General features: G+C 67.6%; 11 protein-coding genes. 9 read left to right on the forward strand and 2 right to left on the reverse strand.

Annotated features, from left to right (window positions below; translation table 11 throughout):
* The gene (locus ACOYR4_RS02720; protein ID WP_110961602.1) at positions 1-810 is read left to right on the forward strand and encodes a general secretion pathway protein GspB; all 810 of its coding nucleotides are present in this window, start codon (positions 1-3) and stop codon (positions 808-810) included.
* Between the two features lie 133 nt (positions 811-943).
* Here the strand turns inward: ACOYR4_RS02720 and ACOYR4_RS02725 are convergent, their stop codons facing one another.
* Positions 944-2,155 carry an ABC transporter substrate-binding protein gene (locus tag ACOYR4_RS02725; protein ID WP_209816377.1) on the reverse strand — a complete coding sequence of 404 codons (1,212 nt, stop codon included), beginning with the start codon at positions 2,153-2,155 and terminating at the stop codon, positions 944-946.
* Positions 2,156-2,320: 165 nt separating this feature from the next.
* On the opposite strand from ACOYR4_RS02725, the gene ACOYR4_RS02730 reads away from it, so the two are divergent.
* Positions 2,321-3,046 carry a Crp/Fnr family transcriptional regulator gene (locus ACOYR4_RS02730; protein WP_015012356.1) on the forward strand — a complete coding sequence of 242 codons (726 nt, stop codon included), beginning with the start codon at positions 2,321-2,323 and terminating at the stop codon, positions 3,044-3,046.
* Between the two features lie 49 nt (positions 3,047-3,095).
* On the opposite strand, the gene ACOYR4_RS02735 is transcribed toward ACOYR4_RS02730, so the two are convergent.
* Positions 3,096-4,811, reverse strand: a complete 1,716-nt coding sequence (locus ACOYR4_RS02735) for a methyl-accepting chemotaxis protein (protein WP_209816376.1) — start codon at positions 4,809-4,811, stop codon at positions 3,096-3,098.
* A 403-nt stretch (positions 4,812-5,214) separates the two neighbouring features.
* On the opposite strand from ACOYR4_RS02735, the gene ACOYR4_RS02740 reads away from it, so the two are divergent.
* The 7 genes from ACOYR4_RS02740 to htpG all read left to right on the forward strand — a co-directional run bounded on the left by ACOYR4_RS02740 (position 5,215) and on the right by htpG (position 15,130).
* Positions 5,215-6,108 carry a DUF4394 domain-containing protein gene (locus ACOYR4_RS02740; RefSeq protein ID WP_209816375.1) on the forward strand — a complete coding sequence of 298 codons (894 nt, stop codon included), beginning with the start codon at positions 5,215-5,217 and terminating at the stop codon, positions 6,106-6,108.
* Positions 6,105-6,749 carry a methylamine utilization protein gene (locus tag ACOYR4_RS02745; RefSeq protein ID WP_209816374.1) on the forward strand — a complete coding sequence of 215 codons (645 nt, stop codon included), beginning with the start codon at positions 6,105-6,107 and terminating at the stop codon, positions 6,747-6,749. Before ACOYR4_RS02740 ends, ACOYR4_RS02745 begins: the two co-directional genes overlap by 4 nt.
* A complete protein-coding gene (locus ACOYR4_RS02750) occupies positions 6,746-9,082 on the forward strand; it encodes a putative bifunctional diguanylate cyclase/phosphodiesterase (RefSeq protein WP_422848553.1) in 2,337 nt (778 codons plus the stop codon). The genes ACOYR4_RS02745 and ACOYR4_RS02750 overlap by 4 nt, the downstream gene beginning before the upstream one ends.
* Positions 9,083-9,364: 282 nt before the next feature.
* On the forward strand, positions 9,365-10,261 hold the full coding sequence (locus ACOYR4_RS02755) for a pseudouridine synthase (RefSeq protein ID WP_015012361.1): 897 nt from the start codon (positions 9,365-9,367) through the stop codon (positions 10,259-10,261).
* Positions 10,262-10,577: 316 nt separating this feature from the next.
* Positions 10,578-11,936, forward strand: coding sequence for an esterase/lipase family protein (locus ACOYR4_RS02760; protein WP_422848554.1), 1,359 nt, complete (start codon positions 10,578-10,580; stop codon positions 11,934-11,936).
* Between the two features lie 115 nt (positions 11,937-12,051).
* A complete protein-coding gene (locus ACOYR4_RS02765; RefSeq protein WP_015012363.1) occupies positions 12,052-12,987 on the forward strand; it encodes an exopolyphosphatase in 936 nt (311 codons plus the stop codon).
* A 163-nt stretch (positions 12,988-13,150) separates the two neighbouring features.
* Positions 13,151-15,130, forward strand: coding sequence for a molecular chaperone HtpG (htpG, locus tag ACOYR4_RS02770; RefSeq protein WP_015012364.1), 1,980 nt, complete (start codon positions 13,151-13,153; stop codon positions 15,128-15,130).
* The last annotated feature ends 36 nt before the right edge of the window (positions 15,131-15,166 follow it).

Below are 15,166 nucleotides of genomic sequence, written 5' to 3' on the forward strand. Positions count from 1 at the left end.
GTGTCTTACATCCTTGACGCGCTGCGGCGCGCAGAAGCCGAACGGGGCCGTGGCGCCGTGCCCGGCATCCATACCCCGGCGGTGCCTGTGCCGGGTGCCGTGCCGGTGGCCGGGCGGTCATTCATCAGCCCGGTGCTGGTGGCTGTGGCGGTGGTTGCTGTGGCCGCCGTAGCGGCTGGCGGCACCTGGTGGGTCTTGCAGCGGCCGGTGCCTGCGGGTGCCGTCGTGGTGGCTGCAGCGCCTGCTACTCCTGCGGCCGTGGCTCCGTCCATGCCGGCGGTAGCGTCCACGGCGCCACCCGCTGCCGTGGCCTCCCCGGAACCGGCCCCTGCCGTGGCGCCAGCGGTAACGCCCCCTCCGGCACCCGCGCCGCGCGCGGCGGCACCGCAGCGGGAGCGGCCTGCGCCCGCGCCCGCGCCCAGCCCCTCCGTAGCGCCGCGTTCCCCTGCCGCCGACCCCGAGCGGCCGCGCCCTGCTGCGCCCGCCCCGCGCGAGCGCACGTCCGCAGCCCCCGCGCCGCGTGCTGCAGACGTAGCCTTGGCCAACCCCGCTCCTGCTGCATCCCCGGCCGCGACCGGCACCGTGTTTGCGCAAGCCGATCTGCCCGAGGCCGTGCGGGCGCAGCTGCCGTCACTCAAGATTTCTGGGGTCACCTATTCCAGCAACCCGGTGTACCGCATGGCCATCGTCAACGGCCAGGTGCTGCACGAAGGAGACCCGGCCGGGCCGGGCCTGTTGCTGGAGAAGATCGAGCCCGGCCGCACCATCTGGTCGTTCAAGGGCTACCGGTACGGGCTGGCGTCGCAATAGCAGTATTTGGGCGAAATCGGCCGGTAGCGCTAGTGCAATATGCGCTGATAGCTATCTGATTTATAGCAATTGCATGGGCGGCCCCGCCGCAGCGCGCCCCTATCATCAGCGTGCCACCGGCGGGCCCTTCGGGCTATCGCAGGAACCGCCCATCGCGTCCCACCAGCGTGAGTTCGACAAAGCGCGAGGCGTTGCGGTCCGGGGTGCTGGCGCTGATCTCGAACCCGCCCAGGTCCCACTTTTTCAGGTTCCAGGTGGCGTCGATGAAGGCTGCGCGGGTGGGGTTGCGGCCTGCGCGCTGCAAGGCCTCGGCAAACACGCGGGCGTTGATGTAGCCCTCCAGCGCCAGATGCGAAGGCTCGGCCGTGGCGCCCGAGGCCTTCCAGGCGGCCTGGAACTCGCGCACCACGGGCATCACCACGTTGGAGGGCAGGGGCACCACCTGCGAAATCGCCATGCCCGTGGCGTCCGCACCCAGGGCCTTGACGGTGGCCGGGGTGCCCATGACCGACAGCGCGTACAGCGTCACGCCCCGCTTGAGCGCGCGGAACGCCTTCACAAACTCCAGCGTGGGCTTGCCCGCGAGGCCGATCACGATGGCCTCCAGGTTGCCGCCGGCCAGCTTGGCGGCGGCGCTGCCCGCGTCCGAGGCATTGTTCTCCACGGTCACCGTGACGGCTTCGGGCAGCTTGAGCCGGTCCATCGACTGCTTGGCGGCGTTGAACACCTCTTTGCCGAACGAGTTGTTCTGGTAGACGATGCCGATGCGCTGGATGCCGATGGTGGACAGGTGCTGCACCAGCTTCTCGGCCTCGTCGGCATAGCTGGCGCGGATGTTGAACACGTTGCGGGCGTTCTTGGTGCGGCTGAGCTGCGCGCCGGTGAAGGGCGCAAAAAACGGGATGCCGCTTTCGATCACCTTGGGCAGCATGGCGTCGATCATGGGTGTGCCCATGCAGTTGAACAGCGCAAAGTACCCAGGGTCGGCCAGGAACTGCTCCACATTGGCCAGCGCCTTGGGCACGTCGTAGGTGTCGTCCTGGGTGACGAGTTCAATGGCCTTGCCGTGCACGCCGCCGCGCGCGTTGATGCCCGCAAACGCGGCCTTGGCGCCCTGGTGCATGGCCGAGCCCAGATCGCCCAGCGGGCCGGTGAGGGCGGTGGACTGTGCGATCTTGATGGCGCCCTCCTGCGCGCGGGCTGCGCCGCTCCAGCCCAGCCCGGGCAGGCCCACGGCCGCTGCGGTGGCGGCAGCGGCAGCCAGCACCTGGCGGCGGGCCAGGGGGCGCGGCGTGGTGGGCGCGGGGTGGAGGGGGCGTGCGGTGGTGGAAGATGGTTGGGTCATGGTGCTTGTCTCCTCGGGGCGCCCTCCGTAGGTGGCAGGGGCGCGAGGCGACATCATCCCGTCACGATTGGCATTTTTTTGTCGGTCTGACGACAATTGGGGTCGTGGTATTCCCGCATGCCCAGGCGGCTGCGGGGCGCCCTTATTCGTGAGAACCTTTGCGCCATGGACCCACGCACCCACCAGGACTTGTCGCTGCACCAGCGGCGCCGTTCGCCCACGCCGCAGGAGCTGGAAGGCATTCCGTGGCTTCCTCTGCTGCTGCCCGCCGAGCGGGAGCGCGCGGTGGCATCGCTGCTGGTGGGGGATGCCAAACCGGGCGACTATGTGTGCCGCGTCGGGCGCCCGGTGACCTACTGGTTTGGGGTGGTGGAGGGCCTGCTCAAAATGAGCACCGACAACGCCCAGGGGCAGACCATGACCTATGCGGGCCTGCCGCCCGGCGGCTGGTTTGGCGAGGGCACCACCATCAAGCGCGAACCCTACCGCTACAACATCCAGGCCCTGCGCAAGAGCGTGGTGGCGGGGCTGCCCATCGACAGCTTTCACTGGCTGCTGGACCACTCCATCGGCTTCAACCGCTTCGTGATGAACCAGCTGAACGAGCGCCTGGGTCAGTTCATCGCAGCCCGCGAAATCGACCGCCTGAACAACCCCGACGTGCGCGTGGCCCGCAGCCTCGCCTCGCTGTTCAACCCGGTGCTGTACCCGGGCGTGGGCGAGGTGCTGCGCATCACGCAGCAGGAGTTGGCCTATTTGGTGGGACTGTCACGCCAGCGGGTGAACGAGGCGCTGTCTGCGCTGGAAGCGCAAGGCGCCATTCGTGTGGAGTACGGAGGCCTGCGCGTGCTGGACCTGGCGGCGCTTCGGTCCAGCGTGACCGCCCCCTGAGGCGCTGTGCGCTTTCCCTCTAGGAGCGCACGCCCGTGGGAAAGTCCCGTCAGCTGCGCGGCAGTGCAGGAGCGCGCGATGGGGCCGAGGCCAGTGGGCGCGGGGCTGTGGTGCGTGTGGGCGCCGGCACCGGCGCCGGTGCTGCGGCGGGGGTGGCGGTACCCCAGCTGTCTTCATCGCCGCCGTCGTTGCGCGAGAGGCGGAAGGTGCCCACCATCTGCGTCAGGCGCCCGGCCTGGTCCTTGAGGCTGTCGGCAGCGGCCGCGCCTTCTTCCACCAGTGCGGCGTTCTGCTGGGTCATTTCTTCCAGTGCGCCCACCGACTGGCTCACATGGCCGATGCGCTGGCTTTGCTCCTGCGTGGCGGCCGTGATCTCGCCCATGATGTCGGACACGCGGCGCACCGACTGCACCAGTTCTTCAATGGTCTTGCCGGCGTGGTTGACGAGTGTGCTGCCTTCCTGCACCTGGTCCACGCTGGTTCCGATCAGGGCCTTGATCTCGCGCGCCGCCTGGGCCGAGCGACCCGCGAGGTTGCGCACCTCGCCCGCCACCACCGCAAAGCCTCGGCCCTGCTCGCCCGCGCGGGCGGCCTCCACGGCGGCGTTCAACGCCAGGATGTTGGTTTGGAACGCGATGCCATCGATCACGCTGATGATGTCGGCGATCTTGCGCGAGCTGGCGCTGATGGTGTCCATGGTGCGCACCACCTGGCCCACCACCTCGCCGCCGCGTGTGGCCGCATCGGACGCGGTGGACGCGAGCTGGTTGGCCTGGCGGGCCGAGTCGGCGCTTTGCGACACCGTGCCGGTCAGGTCCACCAGCGAGCTGGCCGCGCTTTGCAGGTTGTGCGAGGTCTGCTCGGTGCGCTGGCTCAGGTCCAGGTTGCCCGAGGCGACCTCGGAGCTGGCCACCAGGATGGAGTCGGCGGTCTGCCCGATTTCGCCCACCAGGGTGCGCAGGCGTTCTTGCATGGCGGCAATGGCTTCGAGCAGGCGGCCGGTTTCGTCGTGAATGCGCACTTCGACCTGCGAGGTGAGGTCGCCGCGCGCAATGCGCTCGGCCACCACCACCGCACGGCCAATGGGGGCGGTGATGCTGGCCGTGATGCGCCAGGCGATCAGCGCGCCCAGGCCAATGGCCAGCAGCACCAGCAGCCCACCCACCACGCGGGCGCTGCTCTGGGTTTGCTCTGCCGAGGCCGTGGCTTCGGCATTCAGGGTGTTTTGCAGCTCGATCAGCTCGCGCAACTTGGCGCGCCAGGCGGTTTCGGCGGGGGCCACGCGGGTCATCAGCGCCAGCGTGGCGCTCACGGTGTCGCCGTCGTCAGCGGCCTTGATGGCGCTGTCGAGTTCGGGGCGGGTCTTGCCGCCCAGGGCCTGCACCTCGCTCAGCAGCTTGAGCTCTGCGGGGGTGGCCTTGGCGGGGGTGAGCAGCTCGGACAACGCGGCTTCTTGCGCGGCGTATTCCTTGAGCGTCTTGCCCACGGCCACGATCTGCTCGCGCGCCTGCTTGGGGTCGATGTCGTTGAGCATGGCGGCAGAGCGGCTCTGGATGCCGATGGCGCTCACGCTCTCCAGCATGCCGTTGACCAGCTTGGCCTTGTTGGCGCCCACGCCGGTGATCTGGGTCATCTGGTCGTGCACCTTGCCCACGGACAGCTGCCCCACCGCTGCCACGGCCACCAGCAGCACCAGCATGCAGCCAAATCCCAGGCTCAGCCGGCTGGAGATCGACAGGGATTTGAGGGTGGAAGCAGCCGACATGGGGGTCCTTGGGTATCGAAAAAGATCAAAGCGTGATCAAGCGGGGGCTTTGGTGCAAAAGCAATAACGGTGCCCACCGGCCCCGGGGCGCCCGATGGGTGGGGCCGAGGTCGGTGCAGTGTAGGCAATAACAACAAAATGTGTCATGAGTGTTGAGGATGCTCCCATGCCCGATCTGCATAGCCGTTTTGTTACAAATGCAGTCGTGCACAGCCTTGGTGCACTGGCGTCAAAGTGCAACAGAAGATGCCGGTGAAATCATTGGTAAAAACGCTATGGGCGCAAATAATTCATGCCTTGGGCGCTATTAAAAACATAGTGTGTGGAGGCTCGGGGTTTGCCCTTGTCCCCGCCGCGAGTGCAGCCGATCAGGTATAAACCTGTAACACTTGCGAGGCGTCCCATGCATCCGTTTTTTCCCTCCTCCACGCTGCGTGCGGCGGTTGCTGCGATGGCCTTGGCCGTGCTGGCTGGCTGTGCGGCGCCCCGGCCCGATACCGGCTTGCGCGAAACGCTGGTGGCCGTGACGGCCTCGCACGAACTCATCACCTTCCACGCAGCGCAGCCTGACCGCATCCTGGAGCGGCGCCCGGTGACGGGCCTGGCGCCTGGCGAGCGGCTGGTGGGCATCGACTTCCGCGTGGCCAAGGGCGTGCTCTATGCGCTGTCGCAAGCGGGCCGCCTGTACACGCTCGACATCCCCACCGGTGCGCTGCGCCCTGTCGGGCCCGCGCCTGCTGCGCTGGCGCTTCAGGGCACGGTGTTCGGCTTTGATTTCAACCCGGCGGCCGACCGCATCCGGGTGGTGTCCAACACGGGCCAGAACCTGCGCCTGCACCCCGACACCGGGGCGGTGGTCGATGGCGATGCCACCGTCGAAGGTGTGCAGCCTGATCCCAGCCTGCGCTACGCCTGGGGCGATGTGAACGCCCGCCGACGGCCCGACATTGCCGGTGCCGCCTATACCTACAACCCCAACGACAGCAAGATCACCACCAACTACGCGATCGACCGCGCGCTGGGTGTGCTGGTGATGCAGGGCTCGCGCGAGGGCACCCAGCCGGTGGTGTCGCCCAACGCCGGGCAGCTGCGCACCGTGGGCCCGCTGGGGCTCGGGCCGCTCACGGATGTGAGCTTTGACATTGCCGACGTGGGCAACACCGCCCTCATTGCCGTGCGCACAGCCGCCGACACCCAGACCCGCCTGCACCAGGTGGACCTGGCCACTGGCGCCACCCGCCCCCTGGGTGTGGTCGGCGATGGCGCGCCCCTGGTGGGCCTGGCGATCGAACCATGAGGCTGGCCTGCCCGCCGACGCTGCAGCCCGCCAGGTTGGCCCGGTGGGCAGCGCTTGCTGCGCTGGTACTGCTGGCTGGCGGCGCGCAGGCGGGCACGGTGCAGGTCGATGTGTCTGACGCTGCGGGCAAGCCGCTGGCCGATGCCGTGGTCTTTCTGGATTCGGCCGAGGCCCGCAAGCAGGTCAAGCCGCTCGCTGGCGTGGAGATGGCGCAGGAGAAGCGGCAGTTCGTGCCCGGTGTGCTGGTGGTGCCGGTGGGCACCGAGGTGCGGTTTCCCAACCACGATACCGTGCGGCACCACGTGTACTCGTTCTCGCCCGCCAAGAAGTTCGAACTCAAGCTCTACAGCGGCACGCCGTCCAACCCTGTGCTGTTTGACAAGTCTGGCGTGGTCACGCTGGGCTGCAACATCCACGACCAGATGGTGGGGTGGGTGCTGGTGGTGGACACACCGTACTACGCCCGCACCCCTGCGGCCACGGGCAAGGCGCAACTCGACAACGTGCCGCCTGGCACCTATACGCTGCGCACCTGGCACGCCCGCCTGCCGGTGGGCGCCCCGGCCTTGGAGCAGGCACTGACCGTGCCGGCCACGGGAGCGGCCACGGCGGCGGTGCGCATGACGGGGTTGCAACCTTGACGCGGCTGCGCCTGGCCCGGCGCAGCCTGATCCTGCGGTTGGTGGGGTTGTCGTTGCTGCTGCTGCTCATCGTGCAGGCGGCGGGGTTTGCTGTGGTGCGAGCCTCCATCGACCGCAACGCACGCGCCCAGATCGCGCGCGCCCTGGACCTGGATGAAAACATCTGGCGCCGCCTGCTGGACCAGAACGCCGAGCAACTGCGCCAGGGCTCGGCCCTGCTGGCGGCGGACTACGGGTTTCGTTCGGCGGTCAACTCGGGCGACGAGGAAACCATCCAGTCGGTGCTCGAAAACCACGGCAGCCGCATCGGCGCGGCCGTGACGGCGCTGCTGGGCACCGACCTCACGCTGCGCGCGGTCAGCCTCACGGGCAGCATGGACCAGTTTCCGGCCACGCTGCAGCAGGTGGTGCCGCGCCTCGCGCAGCAGCCCCAGGGCAGCCAGATCGCGGTGATGGAAGGCATTCCCTACCAGTTCGTGATGGTGCCCATGCGGGCGCCGGTGGTCATTGGTTGGGTGTTGATGGGCTTTCGCATCGACCAGTCGAGTGCCGACGAAATGCGCCAGCTCTTGTCGGTGCATGTGGCCCTGATGGTCAAGGCCCCCGGGGGCGCGATGACCCTGCCGGTCAGCACCCTGCCTGCGGACGCGCAGGCCTTGCTGCTGGCCAGTGGGGGAGCAGCGGGCGAGCTGCAGACGGCCGAGGGCACCTTGCTAACGCGCTCCAGCCCGCTCGACAGCGTGGGGGGCGAGGTGCACTCGCTGCTGCTGCGGTCGGTGGACGAGGTGGTAGCCCCCTACCGGCAGCTGCAGGTGTTGCTGGCTATCATCACCGTGGCGGGTGTGCTGCTGTTTGCCGTGGGTACGGGCCTGGTGGCGCAACGGCTCGCCACGCCGCTGCGCTCCTTGCTGGCGGCCACGCAGCGGCTGTCGCGTGGTGAATACGACGTACCTTTGGAGCACACCGACCGCACGGACGAGATCGGCAACCTGGCGCGCTCGTTCGACCACATGCGCGTGGACATTGGCGCCCAGCAGACCGAGATCCGCCGCCTGGCCTACTGGGACCGCCTGACGGGCCTGCCCAATCGGGAGCGTTTTCGCGACGCCGTGGTACAGGCCATTGCCGCCAGTGCCAGCACGCCGCAGCCCCTGGCCGTGCTCACACTGGACCTGGACCGCTTCAAGCATGTGAACGATGTGCTGGGCTATGCCTTTGGCGACCGCCTGCTGCAGGCCGTGGCCGAGCGCCTGAGCCAGCAGGTGCGCTCGCCCGACGACATGGTGGCGCGCCTGGGCGGCAATGAGTTCGCCATCCTGCTGCAGCGCGCCGATGCGGCGGACGCGCACGACGTGGCCCAGCGCATCAACCAGTCGTTCGAGCAACCGCTGGCGTTTGAGGACCAGACGGTGGACCTGAGCGCGGGCATTGGCTTTGCCTGCTGGCCGGGTGATGCGGGCGACGCCGACACGCTGCTCAGCCGTTCCGAAATTGCCATGTACGCGGCCAAGCGCCAACTCAGCGGGGCCCTGCAGTACGACGCGGCGTTTGACTCGTCCAGCGCGCAGACCCTGTCGCTGCTGACCGAGCTGCGCCACGCCGTGGAGCACCATGAGCTGCGCCTGTACCTGCAGCCCAAGGTGCCCTTGCACGGGCAGCCGGGCCTGGCTGCCGAGGCGCTGGTGCGCTGGCAGCACCCGCAGCGCGGGCTGGTGCCGCCCATGCAGTTCATCCCGTTTGCCGAGCAGACCGGGTTTGTACGCCACCTCACGCTGTGGATGTTTGAAGAAGTAGCGCGCCTGCTGGCAGACCCACGCACCCAAGGCCTGCCGCTCAGGGTGTCGGTCAACCTCTCCACGCGAGACCTGCTCGACCCCGAGCTGAGCCACCGGCTGGCCGACATCCTGGTGCGCCATGGGGTGCCAGCCAGTGCTTTCTGCCTGGAGATCACTGAAAGCGCGATCATGGACGACCCCCAGCGCGCCGAGGCCATGCTCAACCGCCTGTCGGAGCAGGGCTTCAAGCTGTCCATCGACGATTTCGGCACGGGGTATTCGTCGCTCGCCTACCTCAAGCGCCTGCCGGTGGATGAACTCAAGATCGACAAGTCGTTTGTGATGGGCATGGAAACGGGTGAGGACGACGCGATGATCGTGCGCTCCACCATCGACCTCGCGCACAACCTGGGGCTCACGGTGGTGGCCGAAGGCGTGGAGACTGCCGCCATCCAGGATCGCCTGCGTGCGCTGGCCTGCGACGAGGCGCAGGGGTACCACATCGCGCGGCCCCTGCCGGTGGACGATTTCCTGGCCTGGCAGGCGCGTCAGGGGTAGCTGGCAGCAGGCCGCCGCCTCTCTGTTTGGGGGCTAAGCAGTCCACAGGCGAAAATACCCGCAATGTCTTCCTCCTCCTCTCGCCCGCCTGCGGGCCCTGCCGCCGCTCCCGCCTCCGACGTTGGCGGCCCATCGTCTTCTGCGCCAGCCGCCGGTCGGCCCGTGCTGCGCCGCCCGACCCTGACGGCCAAGCCCGCCCCTGCTCGGCCTGCTTCTGCACGGCCCGCGCCGCCGCCCCGGGCCCCACGGCCGTCCCGCGCCCCTGCACCCTCCAACTACCGCGTGGCCTCGGGCGCTTTTGTGGCCCCGGTGCGCCAGGTGCCTGCGCCGGCGACGGGCACCGTGGGCGGCTTGCCCACCTCGCGCTTGAACAAGCGCATGGCCGAGTTGGGCCTGTGCTCGCGCCGCGAGGCCGACGATTGGGTGGAGCAGGGCTGGGTCAAGGTCAACGGCGTGGTGGCCACCATGGGCCAGCAGGTCACGGCGGCCGACCGCATCGAGGTGGACAAAATCGCCCAGGGCTTCCAGGAGCAGCGCGTCACCATCCTGCTGAACAAGCCCATCGGCTACGTGAGCGGCCAGGCCGAAGACGGCCACACGCCTGCCGTGGCGCTGATCAACCCCCGCACCCACTGGCGCGAGGACCCCAGTCGCAACCGCTTCTCGCCGCCGCAGCTGCGGGGCCTGGCGCCCTGCGGGCGGCTCGATATCGACTCGGTGGGCCTTTTGGTGCTGACGCAGGACGGCCGCGTGGCCCGGCAGATCATTGGCGAGGACTCCGTGATGGAAAAGGAGTACCTGGTGCGCGTGGTCTACCAGGCCCCGGGCCAGGCGGCGCCCCGCCATCCTGGGGAGCGCTCCGCGCCGCTTCAAGAAATCAACGAGCGTGACCCCGTCAGCACCAATGTGCAGGCGGTGTTTCCCAAAGAGCTGCTGGAGCGCCTGCGCCACGGCCTGAGCCTGGACGGCGAGCCGCTCAAGCCCGCCAAGGTCGATTGGCAGAACCCCGAGCAACTGCGTTTTGTGCTCACCGAGGGCAAAAAGCGCCAGATCCGCCGCATGTGCGAGCTGGTGGGGCTCAAGGTGGTGGGCCTCAAGCGTATCCGCATCGGCCGCGTGACCCTGGGCAACCTGCCCGTGGGCCAGTGGCGTTACCTGTCGCCCAACGAGCGGTTCTGAGAGCCCCGGGCTCCCTAGAGCCTGTTCAAAGTCTTTTTGGAGATCGCATTGGAGTGCAATCGGGATGAGTGGATGCCTCGGATGCGCCGCATGGGCTCATGCCCATGCAAGCAGCCGGGGCGTTCAATCGCCCGATTTCACTCCAACCCTTCGGGCAAGTGCCTTGCCGGGCGGTCTGCGGCGTTGCGGCGCTTGCCGATAGCACGGGCTATCGGCGGCGCCCCGCGCCTTGCATCCCATCCCGGCAAGGTACTTGTGCGGCTCCAAAAAGACTTTGAACAGGCTCTTTAAACCATTTCTGAACGGAGCCCCTCTCATGCCCCTTCCTTCCGCACCTCGGCCACGCAAGCCTGCTGCTTCCACCCCTGCGGACGACGGCGCCAAGGCGGCGACGGCCAACCCGCTGCGCCAGTTGCGAGCCTCCGACCTGCGCGCTGTGGCGCGCCTGGCCGCGCAGGCCACTACCGGCATCAGCCGGGTGGCCGAGGGGGTGCACCAGTCGGTGCTGGGCACGCTGGGGCTGCCGGGCGGTGCCGAGCCGGGTCGCACGCGGGGGCTGACGGGGCTGGTGTACCAGAGCATCCGAGGGGTGACGCAGCTGGTGGATGCGGGCCTGCAGGCGGGGCTGGCGCGGCTGGAGCCGTTTTTTGCCCCGGCCACGTCTACCGGTGACGTGCATCGGGAGCGCGAGGCGGTCATTGCCGCGCTCAACGGCGTGATGGGCGACCGACTGCAGCGCGACGGCAACCCGCTGTGCACGCGGATGGGCTGGTACCAGCACGGTCTGCCTCTGGACTTGCACGCGCTGGCCGCCCCGGGCGCCGCCACCGGCAAGCTGCTGGTGCTGGTGCATGGCCTGTGCATGAACGACTTGCAGTGGCTGCGCCACGGCCATGACCATGGCGCCCATCTGGCCGAGGCCCTGGGCTACACCCCCGTGTACCTGCGCTACAACACGGGCCAGCACACCTCCACCAACGGGGCCGAGCTGTCGGCCCAGTTCACATCTCTGGTGGCTTCGTGGCCCGTGCCGGTGACGGAGCTGTCCATCCTGGCCCACAGCATGGGCGGGCTGGTGGCGCGCAGCGCCTGCCACCATGCCGCCCAGGCAGCCCAGGCAGCCCAGGCAGCCCAGGCAGCCCAGGCAGCCCAGGCAGCCCAGGCAACTGCGGGCGCCAGCGGGTGGCTGCCCCTGCTGCGCCACCTGGTCTTTCTGGGCACCCCGCACCACGGCGCCCCTTTGGAGCGTGCGGGGCACTGGGTGGACGTGCTGCTCGGCAGCAATGCCTATTCGCGCCCGTTTGCGCGCCTGGCCCAGCTGCGCAGTGCGGGCATTACCGACCTGCGCTACGGCCATGTGCTGGAGTCCGACTGGCTGGGGCGGGACCGTTTTCGCAAAAGCCCCGACCAGCGCACCCCCGTGCCGCTGCCTGCCGGAGTGGCATGCCACGCGGTGGCGGCCACCCTGGCTGCGCGGCGCAGCCCGGTGGGCGAGCGGCTGGTGGGGGACGGGTTGGTGCCTCTGCACAGTGCGCTGGGCATCCACGATGATCCTGCCAGGACGCTGGGGTTTGCCAAGGCCCGGCAGGCGGTGTTCTACCGCCTGGGCCACCTGGACCTGTTGGCAGATGCGGGCGTGGCCCTGCAGTTGCAGGACTGGATGCAGGACCATTGACCAAGAGTCTGTTCAAAGAGTACCCCGGCGGCCAGCTTTTTGACGCAAGCGGTGCTTGCCAGGGGCCCGGGCGCGGCTACCATGTCGCGGTGCGCCACATAACAAGGAGAATTGAGTGAGTGATGCGAAATACCGCCTGGTGACCCGCAGTGACTTTGACGGCCTGGTCTGCGCGGTGCTGCTCAATGAGCTGAACCTGATCGACGAGATCACCTTCGTCCATCCCAAGGACATGCAGGACGGCAAGGTGCCCATCACCAGCCGTGACATCACCACCAACCTGCCCTATGTGCCGGGTGCGCACCTGGTGTTCGACCACCACGAGTCTGAAACCATCCGCAACTCGGGCCGGCGCGACGAGAACCACATCATCGAGGCCCATGCTCCCTCGGCCGCGCGGGTGGTTTACAACTATTACGGTGGCAAGGCGGCCTTCCCCCGCATCACCGACGAGATGATGGCCGCCGTGGACCAGGCCGACTCGGCCCAGTACTCGCGCGAGGACATCCTCAACCCCCAGGGCTGGGTGCTGCTGAACTACCTCATGGACTCGCGCACGGGCCTGGGGCGTTTTCGGGAGTTCCGCATCAGCAATTACGCGTTGATGATGGACCTGATCCAGTACTGCCGCGACCACACCATCGACGAGATCCTGGCCCTGCCCGACGTGCAGGAGCGCGTGCAGCTCTACCGCGAGCACGCCCCCAAGGCCCAGGCCCAGCTGCAAAGCTGCGCCATCCGCATTGCCAACCTGGTGGTGCTGGACCTGCGCGACGAGGAAACGATCTGGGCCACCAACCGGTTCATGATCTACGCGCTGTTCCCCCAGTGCAACATCTCCATCCATGTGATGTGGGGGCTGCAAAAGCAGAACACGGTGTTTGCCACCGGAAAATCCATCCTGGACCGCAGCAGCAAGACCCATGTGGGCAACCTGATGCTGGAGTTTGGCGGCGGCGGCCATGCGGCGGCAGGCACCTGCCAGGTCGCCAACGACAAGGCCGACGCCATGCTCAAGACGCTGATCGAGCGCATCACCACCGACGGTTGAAGCCGTCGCTCCCGGCGGGGTGACGGTCCGCCGCCCACGCCGGGCCCCTTGAAAACCGGGCACATGCCCCTACATCACGCCTGCTGGTTCGGCAGGCGTGATTTTTTGTGCCGATTCCATTCGCATTCGTTCAGACCGATTTCCATAGAGAGAGAACCCCTCCATGAGCAAGCAAACCCTGTCCTTCCAGGCGGAAGTAGCCCAGCTGCTGCACCTGGTCACCCATTCGCTGTACTCCAACCAGGAAATCTTCCTGCGCGAGCTGATCTCCAACGCGTCGGACGCCTGCGACAAGCTACGTTTCGAAGGCCTGAACAACGCCGCGCTGTTTGAAGACGCCCCCAACCTCGAAGTGCGTGTGACCTTCGACAAGGCCGCCAAGACGCTGACCATCACCGACAACGGCATCGGCATGAGCCAGCAAGAGGCCATCGACCACCTGGGCACCATCGCCAAGAGCGGCACCAAGGACTTCATGGGCAAGCTCTCGGGCGACCAGAAGCAGGACGCCCAGCTCATCGGCCAGTTCGGCGTGGGCTTCTACTCGGGCTTCATCGTGGCCGACAAGATCACCGTGGAATCGCGCCGTGCGGGCCTCAAGCCCGAGGAAGGCGTGCGCTGGATCAGCGGCGGCACGGGCGACTTCGAGGTCGAAACCATCACCCGCGCCCAGCGCGGCACCAGCATCATCCTGCACCTGCGCGACGATGCCGAGGAATACCTCAACGCCTGGAAGCTCAAGCAGGTCATCGCCAAATACTCCGACCACATCAGCCTGCCCATCCTGATGGAGAAGGAAGAGTGGAAAGACGGCGAGCTGATCAACCCCAATGACGAAAACGGTGGCCGCCAGCCCGGCGGCATGGTCAAGACCGGCGAGTGGGAAACCATCAACAAGGCCAGCGCCCTGTGGACCCGCCCCAAGAAAGACATCACCGAAGAGCAGTACGCCGAGTTCTACAAGACCATCAGCCACGACCACGAGGCCCCGCTGACCTGGGCGCACAACCGTGTGGAAGGCAACACCGAGTACACCCAGCTGCTGTACATCCCCGCCAAGGCCCCGTTTGACCTGTGGAACCGCGACAAGAAGGCGGGCGTCAAGCTGTACGTGAAGCGCGTGTTCATCATGGACGACGCCGAGGCGCTGATGCCCACCTACCTGCGCTTCGTCAAGGGCGTGATCGACTCTGCCGACCTGCCGCTGAACGTGAGCCGCGAGCTGCTGCAGGAAAGCCGCGACGTGCGCTCCATCCGCGAAGGCTCTACCAAGCGCGTGCTGAGCATGCTGGAAGACCTGGCCAAACACGACAAGCACGAAGCCGCAGCGGCTGAGGGCGCCGACGGCGTGACCGACGTGGTGAGCGAGGAAGACAAGGCCAAGGAAGGCAAGTACACCGCGTTCTACGCCGAGTTTGGCGCCGTGCTGAAGGAAGGCCTGGGCGAAGACTTTGCCAACCGCGAGCGCCTGGCCAAGCTGCTGCGCTTTGCCTCCACGCAGAGTGATGCCGTGACAGTCTCCTTTGCCGACTACAAGGCCCGCATGAAGGAAGGCCAGGAGGCGATTTACTACATCACCGCCGAGACGCTCGCCGCCGCCAAGAACAGCCCCCAGCTCGAAGTCTTCAAGAAGAAGGGCATCGAAGTGCTCCTGATGACCGACCGCGTGGACGAGTGGGCGCTGAACTACCTGCACGAGTTTGATGGCACCCCGCTGCAAAGCGTGGCCAAGGGTGCGGTGGACCTGGGCAAGCTGCAGGACGAGGCCGAGAAGAAGGCCGCCGAAGAGGCTGCCGAAGCCTTCAAGCCCGTGCTGGCCAAGCTGAAGGAAGCCCTCAAGGACAAGGCTGAAGACGTGCGCGTGACCACGCGCCTCGTCGATTCCCCCGCGTGCCTGGTGGTGCAGGACGACGGCATGAGCACGCAGCTGGCTCGCCTGCTCAAGCAGGCCGGCCAGCAGGCCCCCGCCACCAAGCCCGTGCTGGAGGTGAATGCCGAACACGCGCTGGTCAAAAAGCTGGATGGCAGCGTGCACTTCCACGACCTGGCGCACATCCTGTTCGACCAAGCCCTGCTGGCCGAAGGCGGCCTGCCGGAAGACCCGGCAGCCTACGTCAAGCGGGTGAATGCCTTGCTGGCCTGAGTTGGGTACTTTTTGAGTAAAAACGACCGCAAGCGC

This window comes from Acidovorax sp. M14, assembly GCF_049331375.1.
GTDB lineage: Bacteria > Pseudomonadota > Gammaproteobacteria > Burkholderiales > Burkholderiaceae_C > Acidovorax.

Coding starts and splice junctions, on each gene's coding strand:
- ACOYR4_RS02725 (WP_209816377.1), bottom strand. CDS start 2,155: ATGACCCAACCATCTTCCACCACCGCACGCCCCCTCCACCCCGCGCCC.
- ACOYR4_RS02730 (WP_015012356.1), top strand. CDS start 2,321: ATGGACCCACGCACCCACCAGGACTTGTCGCTGCACCAGCGGCGCCGT.
- ACOYR4_RS02735 (WP_209816376.1), bottom strand. CDS start 4,811: ATGTCGGCTGCTTCCACCCTCAAATCCCTGTCGATCTCCAGCCGGCTG.
- ACOYR4_RS02740 (WP_209816375.1), top strand. CDS start 5,215: ATGCATCCGTTTTTTCCCTCCTCCACGCTGCGTGCGGCGGTTGCTGCG.
- ACOYR4_RS02745 (WP_209816374.1), top strand. CDS start 6,105: ATGAGGCTGGCCTGCCCGCCGACGCTGCAGCCCGCCAGGTTGGCCCGG.
- ACOYR4_RS02760 (WP_422848554.1), top strand. CDS start 10,578: ATGCCCCTTCCTTCCGCACCTCGGCCACGCAAGCCTGCTGCTTCCACC.
- htpG (WP_015012364.1), top strand. CDS start 13,151: ATGAGCAAGCAAACCCTGTCCTTCCAGGCGGAAGTAGCCCAGCTGCTG.